The 16482-nt window shown below is 37.5% G+C and carries 17 protein-coding genes; 2 read left to right on the top strand and 15 right to left on the bottom strand.

Features of this window, described 5'->3' with window-relative positions; genetic code table 11:
• Positions 1–18 precede the first annotated feature (18 nt).
• Together MKO96_RS18300 and clpP are read left to right on the top strand one after the other, a co-directional pair.
• Positions 19–888, top strand: a complete 870-nt coding sequence (locus tag MKO96_RS18300) for a DUF421 domain-containing protein (protein WP_046955590.1) — start codon at positions 19–21, stop codon at positions 886–888.
• A 240-nt stretch (positions 889–1128) separates the two neighbouring features.
• Positions 1129–1710 carry an ATP-dependent Clp endopeptidase proteolytic subunit ClpP gene (gene clpP, locus MKO96_RS18295; protein ID WP_001049163.1) on the top strand — a complete coding sequence of 194 codons (582 nt, stop codon included), beginning with the start codon at positions 1129–1131 and terminating at the stop codon, positions 1708–1710.
• A gap of 136 nt (positions 1711–1846) precedes the next feature.
• Here clpP and MKO96_RS18290 read toward each other — a convergent pair whose 3' ends face one another.
• The 15 genes from MKO96_RS18290 to uvrA all read right to left on the bottom strand — a co-directional run bounded on the left by MKO96_RS18290 (position 1847) and on the right by uvrA (position 16471).
• Positions 1847–2095, bottom strand: a complete 249-nt coding sequence (locus tag MKO96_RS18290; protein ID WP_000250305.1) for an HPr family phosphocarrier protein — start codon at positions 2093–2095, stop codon at positions 1847–1849.
• A 23-nt stretch (positions 2096–2118) separates the two neighbouring features.
• On the bottom strand, positions 2119–3069 hold the full coding sequence (whiA, locus tag MKO96_RS18285) for a DNA-binding protein WhiA (RefSeq protein ID WP_000006568.1): 951 nt from the start codon (positions 3067–3069) through the stop codon (positions 2119–2121).
• Between the two features lie 89 nt (positions 3070–3158).
• Positions 3159–4112, bottom strand: coding sequence for a gluconeogenesis factor YvcK family protein (locus MKO96_RS18280; protein ID WP_000712181.1), 954 nt, complete (start codon positions 4110–4112; stop codon positions 3159–3161).
• Between the two features lie 3 nt (positions 4113–4115).
• Complete coding sequence (gene rapZ / locus MKO96_RS18275; protein ID WP_000138461.1) at positions 4116–4997, bottom strand: RNase adapter RapZ; 882 nt, start codon at positions 4995–4997, stop codon at positions 4116–4118.
• Between the two features lie 20 nt (positions 4998–5017).
• Positions 5018–5476 carry an NUDIX hydrolase gene (locus MKO96_RS18270; protein ID WP_001190080.1) on the bottom strand — a complete coding sequence of 153 codons (459 nt, stop codon included), beginning with the start codon at positions 5474–5476 and terminating at the stop codon, positions 5018–5020.
• A gap of 228 nt (positions 5477–5704) precedes the next feature.
• Entirely contained in the window at positions 5705–6511 is an 807-nt protein-coding gene (locus MKO96_RS18265) for a DUF368 domain-containing protein (RefSeq protein ID WP_000455199.1), read from the bottom strand.
• 162 nt (positions 6512–6673) lie between these two features.
• The gene (gene trxB, locus MKO96_RS18260; protein WP_240588295.1) at positions 6674–7630 is read right to left on the bottom strand and encodes a thioredoxin-disulfide reductase; all 957 of its coding nucleotides are present in this window, start codon (positions 7628–7630) and stop codon (positions 6674–6676) included.
• A gap of 85 nt (positions 7631–7715) precedes the next feature.
• Positions 7716–9227 (bottom strand): tetratricopeptide repeat protein, encoded by a 1512-nt coding sequence (locus tag MKO96_RS18255; RefSeq protein ID WP_087983071.1) that lies wholly within the window; start codon positions 9225–9227, stop codon positions 7716–7718.
• A gap of 145 nt (positions 9228–9372) precedes the next feature.
• The gene (locus tag MKO96_RS18250) at positions 9373–9879 is read right to left on the bottom strand and encodes an acyltransferase (RefSeq protein ID WP_087983073.1); all 507 of its coding nucleotides are present in this window, start codon (positions 9877–9879) and stop codon (positions 9373–9375) included.
• Between the two features lie 75 nt (positions 9880–9954).
• A complete protein-coding gene (gene ppaX / locus MKO96_RS18245) occupies positions 9955–10605 on the bottom strand; it encodes a pyrophosphatase PpaX (RefSeq protein WP_240588294.1) in 651 nt (216 codons plus the stop codon).
• A gap of 67 nt (positions 10606–10672) precedes the next feature.
• Positions 10673–11485: a prolipoprotein diacylglyceryl transferase gene (gene lgt, locus MKO96_RS18240; RefSeq protein ID WP_240588293.1), complete on the bottom strand. Its 813-nt coding sequence runs from the start codon at positions 11483–11485 to the stop codon at positions 10673–10675.
• A gap of 24 nt (positions 11486–11509) precedes the next feature.
• Positions 11510–12439, bottom strand: a complete 930-nt coding sequence (gene hprK, locus MKO96_RS18235) for an HPr(Ser) kinase/phosphatase (RefSeq protein WP_001127251.1) — start codon at positions 12437–12439, stop codon at positions 11510–11512.
• Positions 12440–12595: 156 nt separating this feature from the next.
• Positions 12596–12976 carry a phage holin family protein gene (locus MKO96_RS18230; RefSeq protein WP_001267307.1) on the bottom strand — a complete coding sequence of 127 codons (381 nt, stop codon included), beginning with the start codon at positions 12974–12976 and terminating at the stop codon, positions 12596–12598.
• A gap of 112 nt (positions 12977–13088) precedes the next feature.
• Positions 13089–13541, bottom strand: a complete 453-nt coding sequence (locus MKO96_RS18225; RefSeq protein ID WP_240588292.1) for a DUF4275 family protein — start codon at positions 13539–13541, stop codon at positions 13089–13091.
• Positions 13542–13600: 59 nt separating this feature from the next.
• Positions 13601–16471 carry an excinuclease ABC subunit UvrA gene (gene uvrA, locus MKO96_RS18220; RefSeq protein WP_140386949.1) on the bottom strand — a complete coding sequence of 957 codons (2871 nt, stop codon included), beginning with the start codon at positions 16469–16471 and terminating at the stop codon, positions 13601–13603.
• Positions 16472–16482: the final 11 nt, after the last annotated feature.

Genomic DNA, 16482 nt, shown 5'->3' with positions numbered 1-16482 from the left:
AGACTGGAGGAAATGACTATGTCTCACCTGCCGGAATGGACACTTGTCATTCTTCGCTCTGTATTCATATTAATTATTTTATTCGCTATTACGAAATGGTTAGGGAAAAGACAAATTTCTCAGCTCTCCTTTTTTGAATACATAGCCGGAATGACAATCGGTGACATCGCTGCCCAAGTATCTACGGGGCTCGATTCAAAATTTTTCCACGGCGTCTTTGCGATACTCATTTTCGCTGTGGTACCTTTTTTCACAGGAATCCTCTCTTTAAAGAACAAAACAGCTCGAGATTTTTTTGAAGGAAAATCTACCGTATTAATAAAAGACGGAAAGATACTGGAAGACAACTTAAAGAAAGAAAAATATACAAGTGATGAATTACTGGAACTACTCCGTGGAAAAAATGCTTTCAGCGTAGCTGATGTTGAATTTGCCGTACTAGAACCGAGCGGAGAATTAAATGTGTTATTGAAGAAAGATCGCCAACCACTTACAGCAAAAGACGTTGGCTTAAAAGTACCGAATGAAAAAGAACCACAAACTGTTATTATGGATGGCAATGTCTTAGATGAACCTCTATCCTCTAGCGGACATAACCGTGCTTGGTTACATTCTGAACTCGAAAAGCTTGGTGTTGTTATTGAAAATGTCTTTCTCGGTCAAGTGGATTCATACGGACAACTTACTATCGACATTTATAATGACAAACTACAAATGCCTTCTCCTCAAAACAAGCCTTTATTATTAGCATCTTTAAAAAAATGTCATGCTGATCTTGAACTATTTTCCCTAGAAACAAAGTCGAAATCAGCAAGCGAAATGTATAGTAAAAACGCGAAACATATCGAAAAGATATTAAATAAAGTAACCTATCTTTTAAAAGAATAGATATCGCAAGAACGCTTCAGTAAAAAGGCGTTCTTTTCTTTTTACTACAGATTTCATGACGTTTAAATTTATGTAATTCGGTTATGATGTTGAAGATACATAAGCAGGGAATTTCAAAAATATAGCGAATAATTCATGGTACAACTACATATTTTTTTGATTTAAAGTGGTTTCGTTTGACCTTTATTGACCATAATTGTATTATAAGACTAAGAAAGCTTTAGAAGGAGGAAATAACAGATGAATTTAATTCCTACAGTAATTGAACAAACAAATCGTGGAGAACGCGCTTACGATATTTACTCTCGACTATTAAAAGACCGCATCATTATGCTTGGTAGTGCAATTGATGACAACGTAGCTAACTCAATCGTTTCCCAGCTTTTATTCTTGGAATCTCAAGATCCAGAAAAAGATATTCACATCTACATCAATAGCCCTGGTGGTTCTATCACAGCAGGTATGGCAATTTACGATACAATGCAATTTATTAAACCACAAGTATCAACAATCTGTATCGGTATGGCTGCATCTATGGGTGCATTCTTACTTGCAGCAGGTGAAAAAGGAAAACGTTATGCACTTCCAAACAGTGAAGTAATGATTCACCAACCACTTGGCGGAGCACAAGGTCAAGCGACTGAAATCGAAATCGCTGCAAAACGTATCCTATTCTTACGTGAAAAACTAAACCAAATTCTTGCTGACCGCACAGGTCAACCACTTGAAGTACTACAACGCGACACAGACCGCGACAACTTCATGACAGCTGAAAGAGCTCTAGAATACGGCTTAATCGATAAAATCTTTACAAATCGTTAATAGATATTTAAAGCGGAAGCGTCCTATAATAGGGCGCTTTTTTATGGTTAAACCTCCGCACGTGCATACCCCCACAGACAAACACCAAACAACAAACAACAAAACAAAAAAGCTATCGCACATGCGCGATAGCTTTTTATTGTATATATGCAGCTAATGCTTCTAAAGCTTCTTCTGCATCTGAACCTTCTGTTGTAATTGTTATCATGCTACCAGTTCCAATTGCTAAGCTCATAATCCCCATTATGCTCTTTGCATTCACTGTCTTTCCATCTTTCTCGATGAAGATATCCGCATGAAAGCGATTAGCCTCTTGTACAAACAACGCAGCCGGACGTGCTTGTAAACCGTTTTTTAATGAAACCTTAACTCGTTTTTGAACCACAGCTCCATTTCCCCTTTAACCTCTTATTTTTTTGCTACCGTTTCCCCCGCGCGTAATTTCTCTGCAATCTCATCGATTTTACGCAAACGATGATTAATACCCGATTTACTAATTTTCCCCCCGGATACCATCTCGCCTAACTCTTTCAATGTTACATCTTGATAATCTCTTCGTAATTGTGCGATTTCTCGCAGTTTATCTGGTAATATATCAAGACCAACCGTCTCATCAATATAACGGATATTTTCAATCTGCCTTAGCGCTGCACCAATTGTTTTATTTAAATTGGCTGTTTCGCAGTTCACTAAACGATTTACTGAATTACGCATATCGCGAACGATTCGAATATCTTCAAATCTTAAAAGTGCATTATGAGCGCCTATAATATTTAAAAACTCCGTAATCTTTTCTGCTTCTTTCAAATACGTAATGTACCCTTTTCTTCTTTCCAACGTCTTACTATTTAAATCAAATCCGTTCATCAGTTCACATATAGCATCATTATGTTCCTTATATAACGAAAAGACCTCTAAATGATAAGATGATGTTTCTGGGTTATTTACTGAACCACCTGCTAAAAATGCACCACGTAAATACGATCGTTTACAACATTTCTTCTCAATCAATTCTTGTGATATATTTCGGATAAACGAAAAGTCATCTCGAACAATATGAAGATCAGCTAATATTTCGCGAGACTTCTCAACAAGCCGCACAATATATACATTATTTTTCTTCAATCGCATTTTTTTACGAACAAGTAATTCTACCGTCACGTCATATCCTTTTTTCAAAAGCGTATAAATCCTTCTTGCAATTGCCGCATTCTCCGTTTGAATATCGATAGATAGACGACGGTTTGAAAAAGAAAGCGATCCGTTCATTCGAAGTAACGCTGATAATTCTGCTTTCTCACAGCATTCCTTCACCTCAAGATTCGTTAGCTCTTTCTTTGTTTCTGATGCAAATGACACAGTCAACACCTCCTTATACGATTACTTTGGAACAAAAATCTTGTCCTATATGAAATGATGAGCGTTACCTCAAACGAGGCAACGCACATCTACAACAATGAATATAAAATAGAAGCTAGTTTTAATGTATCGTGCCTTACAACACGATCATCATACTTCGCTAATTGATCTTGAATGACATCAATATTACTCTCTGTAAAACGCTCTTCATCTACTACAACCGGTGCCGACAGTTCTTCCTCATATAACTGACGTAATTCACAAGGAATATCACGGTTATTTACAATTGCAGTATCGATAAATGGTTTACCTAAATGATCATGTAACGCCTGCACATGGTCAAACGCAGTATATCCCATCGTTTCACCAGCTTGCGTCATAACATTACACACATATACCTTCTTCGCTTTTGCAGCAAGAACAGCGTCCCCGATTTTGTTAACAACTAAATTCGGTAATATACTCGTATACAAACTTCCTGGACCAAAAACAAGTAAATCAGCTCGTTTAATCTCAGCCAACGTTTCATGTAACGGCTCTACATCTTCTGGAGTTAAAAAGACGCGGTTAATCTTCTTCCCGGAATAAGGAATCTTTGATTCACCTGTTACAATTTCTCCATCTTCTAGTTCCGCATGAAGTACCGCACTTTGGTTAGCTGCCGGTAACACACGTCCTCTGACATTTAACACTTTACTCGTTTCCGTAATCGCATGGAAGAAGTCTCCTGTAATCGAGGTCATACCCGCTAATAATAAATTTCCTAACGCATGACCTTTCAGCCCGTCTCCCGTTGTGAAACGGTGCTGAAATAAAGCTTCCACCAGCGGCTCTACATCTGATAACGCAACAAGTACGTTACGAATGTCACCTGGGGGTGGAATTTCGAGCTCATCACGTAATCTACCTGAACTGCCACCATCATCAGCGATTGTAACAACTGCTGTAATATCAACTGGATATTGTTTTAATCCTCGTAATAAAACAGAGAGTCCAGTACCGCCTCCCATAATAACAATTTTAGGTTTTCTCTCTTTTTTCATCCCTTAATGGCCCTTTCTCTTCTCCACATCACGATGAGATACATGAACGCTATACTCTGGTTTCAAATGTTTCCCAAGGTATTCTGTAAGCGTAACAGAACGATGCTGTCCACCTGTACATCCAATTGCAATTACAAGTTGACTCTTGCCTTCTCTTTTATAATGAGGCAGCATGAAAGTAATAAGATCCGTCAATTTTTCTAAAAACTTATGTGTCTCATTAAATTTCAGCACATACGATGAAACTTCTTCATCTAGTCCTGTTAATGGCTTCATATGTGGAATGTAATATGGATTTGGTAAAAAACGAACATCAAATACTAAATCTGCATCAATTGGAATACCGTACTTAAATCCAAATGACATAACATTTACACGAAATGCTTGCTCAGTTTCAGTTGAAAACAGATGAACAATCTTTTCACGTAATTCTTTCGGTTTTAAATCCGATGTATCCAGCACAATATTCGCTCGTGCCTTCATATCAGTTAATAAGCCACGCTCCATCTCGATTCCCTTTAACGGCAAACCAGTTGGTGCAAGTGGATGCGAACGTCTCGTTTCTTTATAACGAGTTACAAGCGTGCCATCTTTCGCATCTAAGAATAAAATATGAGGAATAATCCATGTACGTTCTGATAAATCATCAAGCGCTCCCCATAAATGTTCGAAAAACTCTCGGCCACGTAAATCAACGCCAAGTGCCACTTTATTCATTTTCCCTTTTGAATCCGCCATAAGTTCAATAAACTTCGGCAATAACATCGGTGGTAAATTATCTACACAGAAATATCCTAAATCTTCAAAACTTTGTAAAGCTACTGTCTTTCCAGCTCCAGACATTCCTGTAATAATTACCATTTTTATATCATTATTCTCTGTCATCGTATCCTCTCCTTGACGGTTTAACTCGGATCTAATCGATATGAAAGCAACTCAAAATCTGGGGTATATACAAATGTACCGTAGATTATGCCATTTCCTTTAATTAAATAATCAATAATGTGATAATCTCCTGGTGCCATTGCTAAATCATCAATTTTGTCAAATGTATGCCAACCAATGATGCCTTCTTCGCTCTCTAGTTTGTTTTCTCCTGCAAAATCTGTCGCTAAAAAGGAGAACATCATCCATTCAGAAACAACTTTATCACCTTCTTGGATGACAAAGGTGAAGACCCCTTTTAACGCTGGGTTCTTTAAATAAATACCTGTTTCTTCACGATACTCGCGAACAACGGAATCTCTTACTGTCTCACCACGCTCCATTTTCCCGCCTGGTGCAACCCACCAATTTCGGCGAGGTTTTTGGAGTAAGAGTACTTCATTATCTCTAATTAACACACAGTTTGTCACTCTTTGCATGTTTCTTCACCTCAGCTACTTGCAGTAAATTTCTCACTGCATACTCATTTCATTATACTATCAAAAACAGTTTGCTACAACGAAGGAGCCAGTCCTCTTTCGCTAAGCACATGCTACTCAACAATTTTAAAAAAGCTTTCTAGAACAAGCAATGTAAATGCCTAGACTTTCAATGAATAGCATGAAAAATCCCCTTAACGATTTTTATCGCCAAGGGGATTAAAGTACTTATTTCTTACCGAAATAAGTAACAATCGCAAATCCTAAAATAAAGGTAATAATTGAACTTATAATTGAAAATCCTCCAGTTGGAATACCCGGGAACACAATTACGATTGAGCCGATAACAAGTCCAATAATTACCGCAAATGTCATACTTTTATAACGATCTAACAAGAAACTAATTCCTTTACTACTTACAACAAACCCTACCATAACACCAGCACCGATAACTACGATTAAAGGTAAGTTGAGTGTAGTTAAAGCATTAATTGCTGTCGGATACACACCAATAATTAATAAAATAAATGATCCGCTAATTCCAGGAAGCAACATAGCCATACTAGCCATCCATCCTGCGAAAAATAAACCAATTGCATTTAAAATTGTTAACGTCGTAATTGGATCTGCTGCCTTATCTGGTTTAAAGAAAGCTGTGATCGCAACAAGAATTGCTGCAACTATTAGTAAAACAATGTGCTTACCTTTAAACGAAGACTTTGCATCAGCTTCTCTCATTAACATCGGTAATATACTAATAATTAAACCGAGGAAGAAAAATTGAGTCGGTTCATAATGATTTGCAAGTAAATATTTAATAACGTGACTTAACGTTAAAAACGCTGCTGCCACACCAGCTGCAAGGGGAATTAAAAACCCTAAATGTTTTTTCCATTCACGACTAAAGAATCCACTAATTGCCGCAAGCAATTGTTCATAAATCCCTAACACAACAGCGATTGTACCACCGCTCACACCAGGAATTAAATCACTAACGCCCATACAAAATCCACGATATATATTACGCCATTCCATACTGAATAATTTCCTCATTTCTTATAGTGATTTTTCCGTAAAGTCCAGTATATCAATAAGAAAGCTTATAATCCTAATATTTTTTGACAAAACTTTGACATTTTCATAAAAAAAGAAGAAAGCTCCTATCGGTAGCTTTCTTCTCAAAAGGCATATTACCCCTTATTTTTCTGATACAGTTTTTAGTTCTTCTAATAATTCTTCTACATAATGTTGAGCACTTTGTGCTGCGATACTACCATCACCTGTTGCCGTTACAATTTGACGTAGCATTTTTTCACGAACATCTCCAGCTGCGAAAATACCAGGAACTTTCGTTTCCATACGCTCATTTGTTTCAAGGTAACCATTTTCATTTGTAATACCTAGTTCAACAAATGGTTTTGATAATGGTAACATACCGATGTATATGAACACGCCATCAGTTTTGACTTCTTTCTCTTCTCCACCGTTTACGTCTACAAGTGTTACGCTTCCTACTTTACCATTTGCATCGTTAATTTCTTTTATAGTGTGATTCCAAATGAAATCAACTTTCTCGTTTTGGAAAGCGCGATCTTGTAAAATTTTCTGTGCACGAAGAGTGTCACGACGGTGAACAATTGTTACCTTTGATGCGAATCGTGTTAAGAACACACCCTCTTCAACAGCAGAATCTCCACCACCAATAACTACAAGTTCTTTTCCTTTAAAGAAAGCCCCATCACATACTGCACAATATGATACACCACGGCCGCCAAGTTCTGTTTCGCCTGGCACACCAATTTTTTTATACTCTGCACCGCTTGCAACGATAATTGCACGTGCTTTATATTCTTTTTTACCAGCAATAATTGTTTTGTATTCTTTACCATCGATAACTGCTTTCACATCACCGTATGCATATTCAGCACCAAATTTCTTCGCATGCTCGAACATTTTATTTGATAAGTCTGGTCCTAAAATAGACTCATAACCTGGGTAGTTCTCTACATCCTCTGTGTTTGCCATTTGGCCACCTGGGATACCACGCTCAAGCATTAATGTGCTTAAATTCGCACGAGATGTATATACTGCAGCTGTCATACCAGCTGGTCCTGCACCAATAATAATGACATCATAAATTTTTTCTTCTGACACACTATTCACTCCTATTCATTCCTACACAATTAAGTTACCCTCATTATACTGTTAGCATCATTTTTTTCCCAATGATTTGCTTACCCTATGTGTGCGTACGCTTAACAGCCTGCACATACTTTCGAACAGTCGCTACAGATACATTATATACATCTCCAAGCTCCGACTGTGTCATCTTATTTCCTTGTTCGCCGCGCACAATATATTCAACCGCAGCTGACCAGCCGTATACATTTGTAAAAACTGCCCCAGATGTATATAAACGTATGAACGTACAAAACCAAAATTGTAAACACTCTTCGATTAATTCATCATCTTTTTTCGTATAATTATATAAAGCATCCGCAATTTGCGCGCACTGTTCAAATTGCTGTAAATCAGCTGGAATGCTCTTATGGCTATTAAGTAAAAAGAAATACTTTGCAAGTTGCGATACGATTGGAACACCATTTTTCGCCTGCGTTACATCAAAGAAGAATCCCACCTTCTCTGGCGTTGACAATTCATTCATTAAATATAAAGCTAGCATTTGTTCCTCTAGCGTCGCACTTTGCTGAAATGATTTTCGTAATTCTTCAAATAATACGTTTTGTCCTTCATCTGCTAAATTCAGCGCATTCCACGGTTCTTTTCCCTTTTTATCAGGGTGCAATTCTACAACATGCTGCCACATTTTTTCAGCTACTTGCTGATCTTTCACCATATAAGCAGAATATGCAAACCAATAATAAAAACTAACGTCTCCCTCGTATCCTTGACGCTTTAATACTTTGAACCATTTATATGCAGGCTCAAAATGGCCAATTGTTGCAAGTGTCGTTCCAAGTTTCAAACGATGCTCGAATGAAATCGGATATACTGAAACTAACTGCTCCGCTAACGCTTCTACTTGTTTATGCTCTCCAATTGAATATAGGAAAATAAGCGTATTACAAAGCGCATGTATATTACCAGGATTTTTCTCTAAAATCATTTCCGTTAACTTCAGAGCTTTATCTACATTACCAGATTGAAAATGTGCAATGGCTAAATTATTATGACCCGACCAAAATTCCGGATAATCTTTCGTAACAATTTCTAATGTAGCAATTGCTTCTTCCAATTGTCCGTTACGAATATAACGATTCGCTTCTTCCTGCATAACAATTAGATCATCTTCATCCTCAATCTCTTCCTCACCCATCGCTTCTTCTTCCATAATTTCAAGTAATTCTAATGTATCTTTTACAAATTCCTTCTCTTCTGCAACTTCTAAATAGCGATCCGCATACTTTTTCGCCTGCTGAAATAGCCCCATATATGCATAATTATTTGCAATAAAATAATAGCATTGTTCAAGTTCTGGATTAGATCTAACAAGCTTAAAGAAGATTTGATTCGACTCTTGATATTCACCAGCCTCAGATAATACTGTTGCTAATTGGCATAAAATAAACGGCTCCTTCTCACTTTGTGCCGCTCTTCGAAAATATTTAATTGCATCTTGCAATTTCTGCCCTTTGTAAGCCCTCATCCCTTTTTTATAAAAGAAGTCCGCTAATTGATTAAAAGAGATAACTTGTCCGTTCTCCTTATATATTCCTTGATTTTTCCCCATATATCCTCCAGTTTTTTGTTTTCTTCGTTCACACATTCTTCTATCTATAAGTATAAACGATTCCGTAAAAAACAAAACAGTATATTATACTCAATTATTTCCTTTTTATTCATTAAAAAAGAAGAGAAATGTTACATTTTTAGTATCAACCTTCTCTAGCATCCATTTCTTCTTTCGTATAAATAACACGCATTGGATTTCCACCCACGAAAGCACCACTTGGGACATCTCTATGAACAAGTGTGCCAGCTGAAACAATCGCGCCATCCCCAATTTTCACACCTGGTAATATAGTGGTATTTGCTCCAATCATCACTTCATTTCCTATGATGATCTCTCCAAGTCGATATTCACGAATTAAATATTCATGTGCTAAAAGCGTTGTGTTATAGCCGATAATTGAATTCTCTCCCACAGTTATCTTTTCTGGGAACATAATGTCCGGCGTTACCATAAGCGCAAATGATGTTTTCTTTCCGACTTTCATCCGTAAAAATGTACGGTACAACCAATTCTTGACGGATAAAAATGGTGTATAACGCGCAATTTGGATAATAATAAAGTTTTTCATTACCTTCCAAAAAGACACTGTTTTATACACATTCCATAATGAATTTTCTCCCGAAACAGGATAGCGCGTTGTCCGTCGCACTTAACTCGCTCCTCTACTAAAAAGTGAAACTGTAAGTTAGTAGGGAAATACACCCCTACTAACTTACTTGGACCTTTATAAACGGTTCATATTAGACAAAACCGGTAGCAAATCACTCATTTTATCTAGCATAAAATCCGGCTTATAAGCCTCTAAATATGCTCTACCTTTCAACGTCCATGAGACAGCAGCTGTTTTCGTTCCCGCATTTTGTCCACCAACAATATCATGGTGATTATCCCCAACCATCAATGCTTCTTCCGGTTTCGCATCTAATAACTCAAGCGCTTTTTGAAGTGGTTCTGGATGTGGTTTCACATGCTCTACATCATCAATTGTCACGACAACATCAAAAAATTCATCAAGCTTTGATAACTTTAATCCCATCTCAACTGTTTGTCTCGCTTTCGTTGTAACAATACCAACTTTATAGCCTTGATTCTTCAACTCTTGAACTGTTTCATATACAGTTTCATATTCTTCCACTAATTCATCGTGATGCTCATGGTTAAATTGACGATAACATGTAATCATCTCTTCAACCTTGTTTTCATTAATCTTGCTGAAAGTATCATGTAAAGAAGGGCCGATAAATGGCAATACATCTTCACGCTTATATTGATTTGGATAATATGTATGTAACGTATGTAAAAAAGAAGAAATAATAAGTTCGTTTGTATTAATTAAAGTTCCATCTAAATCAAATAACACTGTATTTATTCTCATTTCCTTAGTCCCTTCTCTTTCCTGAATATGAAAGAAGCAGCACCTTATAATAAGATGCTACTTTTCTCTAATTTTCCGAATATCTTTTATCAGCTTGCCCCATTTTTCGTCTCACAATAATGAAAATAATAGAAATAACAACAAGTCCAATTGACATTACTTGTGCGATACGAAGTGGTCCTAGCATTAAACTATCTGTACGTAAGCCTTCTACGAAGAAGCGCCCTATTGAATACCAAATTAAATATGTGAAGAATAATTCCCCGCGTCGTAAATTCACTTTTCGTAATGCAAGTAATAAAATGACACCTGCAAAATTCCATAATGATTCATATAAAAACGTCGGATGATAGTACACACCCTCAATATACATTTGATTAATAATGAAATCCGGTAAATGAAGCCCTTCTAAAAACTGTCTCGTTACTTCATCACCATGCGCCTCTTGGTTCATAAAGTTTCCCCATCGACCAATTGCTTGTCCTAATAAAATACTTGGCGCAGCAATATCAGCCAACTTCCAGAATGAAACCCCGCGTCGTTTCGCAAAAAGAACCCCTGTAATAACAGCCCCGATTAAACCACCATGAATCGCCAAGCCACCTTGACGAATATTAATAATTTGACTCGGGTTTTGCGCGTAATATTCCCATTCAAAAATAACATAGTACATTCTCGCAAATAGAATAGCGATCGGTACTGCAATTAATACAAGGTCAACAAATGTATCTTTTGGAATACCTAGTCTTTCTCCCTCGCGAGTTGCTAGCCAAAGACCTAATAGCACGCCTGTACCGATAATAATCCCATACCAATATACAGGAAACGGCCCAAGTTGGATCGCTACACGGTCAAGCTGCGGTACAGAACCTAACAGCATATGTATGACCTCCCTCTCCAAAGTTTACTCCTGATTTCCTAACTCAATCGCACTCATTAATCGTTCAGAGAACTGCTGTGCTGCATTGACTCCCATACGTTTTAAACGGAAGTTCATCGCTGCTACTTCAATAATAACAGCCAAGTTTCGACCAGGACGGACTGGAAGTGTAATCTTCGTAAGTTCTGTATCAATAATCTTCATCTTCTCTTCATCAAGACCTAAGCGATCGTAATTTTTCTTTTGATCCCAAATTTCAAGATTAATAACAAGCGTAATACGCTTATAATTTCGCACTGCCCCTGCACCGAATAACGTCATAACGTTAATGATACCTAGACCACGAATTTCTAATAAATGCTCAATTAAATCTGGTGAGCTTCCTACTAATGTGTCTTCATCTTCTTGGCGAATTTCTACACTATCATCCGCAACAAGGCGGTGGCCACGCTTCACAAGTTCAAGAGCTGTCTCACTTTTACCGACACCACTTTGACCTGTAATTAAAACACCAACACCGTAAATATCTACTAATACACCATGAACAGCAGTTGTTGGTGCTAGCTTACCTTCTAAATAATTGGTTAAACGACTTGATAATCTCGTTGTCGTTTGAGAAGAACGTAATAAAGGCATGCCTGATTCACGTGATGCTTGTAATAACTCATCTGGTACATCTTGATTACGAGTTATGATAATACATGGCGTCTCCTCGGTACAAAGCGCTTTCATTCTCTCTTGTTTTTGCTCTGTTGTTAACGTATCAAAGAACGTAAGCTCCGTTTTTCCAAGAAGCTGCACGCGATCAGCTGGATAATATGTAAAGAATCCTGCCATTTCAATTCCAGGTCGTGATAAATCACTTGTATCAATCGGACGATGAATTCCCTCTTCACCACTTATTAACTCCAATTGAAATTGTTCAATTAAATCTTTTGTCCTTACTTTCGGCATATGTATAAACCTCCACTCCGCTGCGGGTTCAGTCTCATTTGATGTAAAATTCCATTCTACCGGATATTGTACCATTTTTTTCTGGAAACAAGAAATACGGTTTCTAATAAATAGAAAAAAACATTTCATATACATCATGAAATGTTTTTCTTTTTGTCATTTTCTCTTTTTTTCATATAAAGGTTCTACAATTGCCTTTTCAATAATCATATTAAAAATTGAAATACAAATTGCCGCAACGATTGCTACACCGAACCCTGATATATTAAACGCATCTCCTAATAATGAATCTGCTATTTTTAACGTAATCGCATTAATAACAATTAAGAAGAACCCGAAAGTTACAAGAGTAATTGGTAGCGTAATTAAAATTAAAAACGGTTTTACGAACACATTTAAAACAGCTAAGATAATACTCGCAATAATTGCAGTCTGTATATTTGCTACGTAAAACGCGTCTGGCGCAATCCCTTTTAAAAGTCCCGATACAGCGATTAACACAACACTATTTACAAGAAGTGATACAATCCATCTCATTTCGTTACACATCCTTTTAAACATATATATTTCATCATACGCTAATAGATAAGAAACGCAAGTATCATACAAACACTTATATCAACTTATTCTACTCTTCATGCTTGTATACCTACCAACATTTCTTTGTGAAATAGGGACCACACCATCTATGTTCATGAATTTTTACAAAAGTCCAAGTGAACTCTTTATCTACAATATAGATATCGCCTTTATACATATCGTCCCTCTCACACAATATATCCTCCATATGTAACAAACTCTTATCTTTTATTAGCAGTACATCATCACAATTTTGATAGAATATATAGCAATCCTTTTTCACTACATTATGAAACGCGTTCTCCGCTTCTTCACCCTCTAAACACTTCTTTTTCTCATAACTAAATATGTGCCAAAGATACCCACATGCATACTTATCTCCATACAGGAAAATGTCTTCTTTTGCCTCATCACTTAAATGGTTTGCAAAATGATCCTCCCAGCGCTTGCGAAAATATACACCCCAACTTTGAAACTCTCTTACTTTCATATTTTTCTTTCTTAAAACATCTATAAACTCCATTTTCTCCCCCTATGAACGAAAAACCGAGTGGCATTTCCACTCGGTTTTTCGTAATACACTTATTGAGATAGCTCTACTTCTTTTATTTTCTCTTTCATTCTTGCTTTATCACGAACTAAAATATCTTTTAAATACTTACCTGTATACGAGCGCTCTTCTTTCACTACTTGCTCTGGCGTTCCGGAAGCAACGATTTGTCCACCCTTGTCTCCGCCCTCTGGTCCAAGGTCAACGATATAATCAGCCGTTTTAATTACATCTAAATTATGTTCAATTACAAGTACGGTTTCACCGCTCTCAACAAGACGTTGCAGAACTTCTAGAAGACGCGCGATATCATGTGCATGTAAACCAGTCGTTGGCTCATCTAGAATGTATAACGTACGCCCAGTAGAACGACGGTGTAATTCAGAAGCTAGCTTCACGCGCTGTGCTTCTCCTCCAGATAACGTCGTAGCTGGTTGGCCTAATTTCATATAACCAAGTCCAACGTCTACAAGCGTTTGAAGTTTACGCTTAATTTTTGGGATATTAGCAAAGAACTCTACTCCATCTTCAATTGTCATCCCTAACACTTCAGAAATGTTCTTATCTTTATATTTCACTTCTAACGTTTCGCGGTTATAACGTTTACCATGACAAACTTCACATGGAACGTATACGTCTGGTAAGAAGTGCATTTCGATTTTAATAATTCCATCACCACGGCACGCTTCACAACGTCCACCTTTTACATTAAAGCTGAAACGTCCTTTTTGATATCCGCGCACTTTCGCTTCATTCGTTTGTGCAAACACATCACGAATATCATCGAATACACCTGTATACGTCGCTGGATTAGAACGTGGTGTACGCCCGATTGGCGATTGATCAATATCGATTACTTTATCTAAATGCTCAAGACCTTTAATTTCTTTATGAGTACCTGGCTTCGCTTTCGCTTTATATAACTTTTGCGCTAATGATTTATATAGTACTTCATTAATCATCGTACTTTTACCGGAACCAGATACACCCGTTATCGCTACAAACGTACCAAGCGGGAATGACATCTTCGCATTCTTTAAGTTATTCTCTTTTGCACCGATAATTTCCACTTTACGTCCGTCACCTTTACGTCTTTCAAGTGGAACCGGAATAAACTCTTTACCGCTTAAATACTTACCTGTTAGCGAATTATCATCTTGCATCACTTCAGCTGGCGTCCCCGCCGATACAACTTGACCACCGTGAATACCTGCACCAGGTCCGATATCAAGTAAATAATCAGCAGCCATCATCGTATCTTCATCATGTTCAACGACAATTAACGTATTTCCTAAATCACGCATTTCTTGCAACGTACGAATAAGACGATCGTTATCGCGCTGATGTAAACCGATAGAAGGCTCATCAAGAATGTAAAGTACGCCAGTAAGACGAGAACCGATTTGTGTCGCTAAACGAATACGCTGCGCCTCACCACCTGATAAAGTTCCTGCAGCACGACTTAACGTTAAATAATCTAAACCGACGTTCACTAAGAATCCAACGCGCTCTTGGATTTCTCTTAAAATTAAATGAGCAATTTTTTGTTGCTTCTCCGTTAGCTCTACATTCGAGAAGAATTCCTGTACTTCTTGAACAGAATACTTCGTTACGTCAGCAATCGTTTTATCACCAACGAAAACAGCTAAACTCTCAGGCTTTAAGCGTCCACCTTTACACTTCGGACAAGCTTGCTCTGCCATATATTTCTCCATTTGCTCACGAACATAATCAGAACTCGTTTCACGATAACGACGTTCGATATTTGGAATAACACCTTCAAATAAAATCTCATTTTCCTTTACTTGACCAAATTCATTTACATAGCGGAAATAAACTTTTTCTTCTCCGCTTCCGTACAACACTTTATCAAATAAATCTTTCGGTATATCTTTCACAGGCATATCCATATCAACGCCGTAATGATTACATACAGATTGTAAAAGCTGTGGGTAATATTGTGAGCTTGTCGGCTCCCAAGGCGCAATCGCGTGTTCATTTAATGATAAATCCCAATTCGGAATGACAAGTTCTAAATCCACCTCTAACTTTGAACCAAGTCCATCACAAGAAGGACATGCCCCGAATGGACTGTTGAATGAGAACATACGTGGCTCTAATTCTCCGATTGAAAAACCACAATGCGGACAAGCATGATGTTCACTAAATAGAAGTTCCTCTTCTCCCATTACATCAATTAACACTCGGCCCCCGCCAAGCTTTAATGCACTTTCAAGAGAATCCGCAAGACGGCTTGCGATTCCTTCTTTTACAACAATACGGTCAATTACAACTTCAATAGAATGCTTCTTATTTTTATCTAGCTCAATATCTTCAGATACATCCAGCATTTCACCATCAACACGTACACGAACATATCCTTGCTTCTTAATGTCTTCAAGTACTTTCACATGTGCACCTTTACGCCCAGAAACGATAGGAGCTAACACTTGTAATTTCGTACGTTCAGGATATTCAAGTACACGGTCTACCATCTGCTCTACTGTTTGTGATGTAATTTCAATACCATGATTCGGACAAATCGGCGTACCAATTCGCGCAAATAATAAACGTAAATAATCATAAATCTCCGTTACCGTTCCGACAGTTGAACGTGGATTACGACTCGTCGTTTTTTGATCGATTGAAATCGCTGGAGATAAGCCTTCAATCGTATCCACGTCAGGTTTATCCATTTGTCCTAAAAACTGGCGCGCATACGCAGATAACGATTCTACGTATCTGCGTTGCCCTTCTGCATAAATCGTATCAAACGCTAATGATGATTTCCCTGAACCAGACAATCCCGTCACAACAACAAGCTGATTTCTCGGAATGGTTACATCAATATTTTTTAAGTTATGTGCTCTAGCACCTTTTACGACAATAAAATCCTTGCTTATGCTCACTCTGT

Origin of the sequence: Bacillus sp. ES1-5 (assembly GCF_022487605.1) — a bacterium.
Taxonomy (GTDB): domain Bacteria; phylum Bacillota; class Bacilli; order Bacillales; family Bacillaceae_G; genus Bacillus_A; species Bacillus_A wiedmannii.
This window is presented reverse-complemented; position numbering and strand designations above follow the sequence as displayed.

What these genes read in the sequence shown, in the direction of transcription:
- MKO96_RS18300 (WP_046955590.1), top strand. Translation starts at nt 19, where the DNA reads ATGTCTCACCTGCCGGAATGGACACTTGTCATTCTTCGCTCTGTATTC.
- clpP (WP_001049163.1), top strand. Translation starts at nt 1,129, where the DNA reads ATGAATTTAATTCCTACAGTAATTGAACAAACAAATCGTGGAGAACGC.
- MKO96_RS18280 (WP_000712181.1), bottom strand. Translation starts at nt 4,112, where the DNA reads ATGAAAAAAGAGAGAAAACCTAAAATTGTTATTATGGGAGGCGGTACT.
- rapZ (WP_000138461.1), bottom strand. Translation starts at nt 4,997, where the DNA reads ATGACAGAGAATAATGATATAAAAATGGTAATTATTACAGGAATGTCT.
- MKO96_RS18270 (WP_001190080.1), bottom strand. Translation starts at nt 5,476, where the DNA reads ATGCAAAGAGTGACAAACTGTGTGTTAATTAGAGATAATGAAGTACTC.
- MKO96_RS18265 (WP_000455199.1), bottom strand. Translation starts at nt 6,511, where the DNA reads ATGGAATGGCGTAATATATATCGTGGATTTTGTATGGGCGTTAGTGAT.
- MKO96_RS18255 (WP_087983071.1), bottom strand. Translation starts at nt 9,227, where the DNA reads ATGGGGAAAAATCAAGGAATATATAAGGAGAACGGACAAGTTATCTCT.
- ppaX (WP_240588294.1), bottom strand. Translation starts at nt 10,605, where the DNA reads ATGAGAATAAATACAGTGTTATTTGATTTAGATGGAACTTTAATTAAT.
- lgt (WP_240588293.1), bottom strand. Translation starts at nt 11,485, where the DNA reads ATGCTGTTAGGTTCTGTACCGCAGCTTGACCGTGTAGCGATCCAACTT.
- hprK (WP_001127251.1), bottom strand. Translation starts at nt 12,439, where the DNA reads ATGCCGAAAGTAAGGACAAAAGATTTAATTGAACAATTTCAATTGGAG.
- MKO96_RS18230 (WP_001267307.1), bottom strand. Translation starts at nt 12,976, where the DNA reads ATGAGATGGATTGTATCACTTCTTGTAAATAGTGTTGTGTTAATCGCT.
- MKO96_RS18225 (WP_240588292.1), bottom strand. Translation starts at nt 13,541, where the DNA reads ATGGAGTTTATAGATGTTTTAAGAAAGAAAAATATGAAAGTAAGAGAG.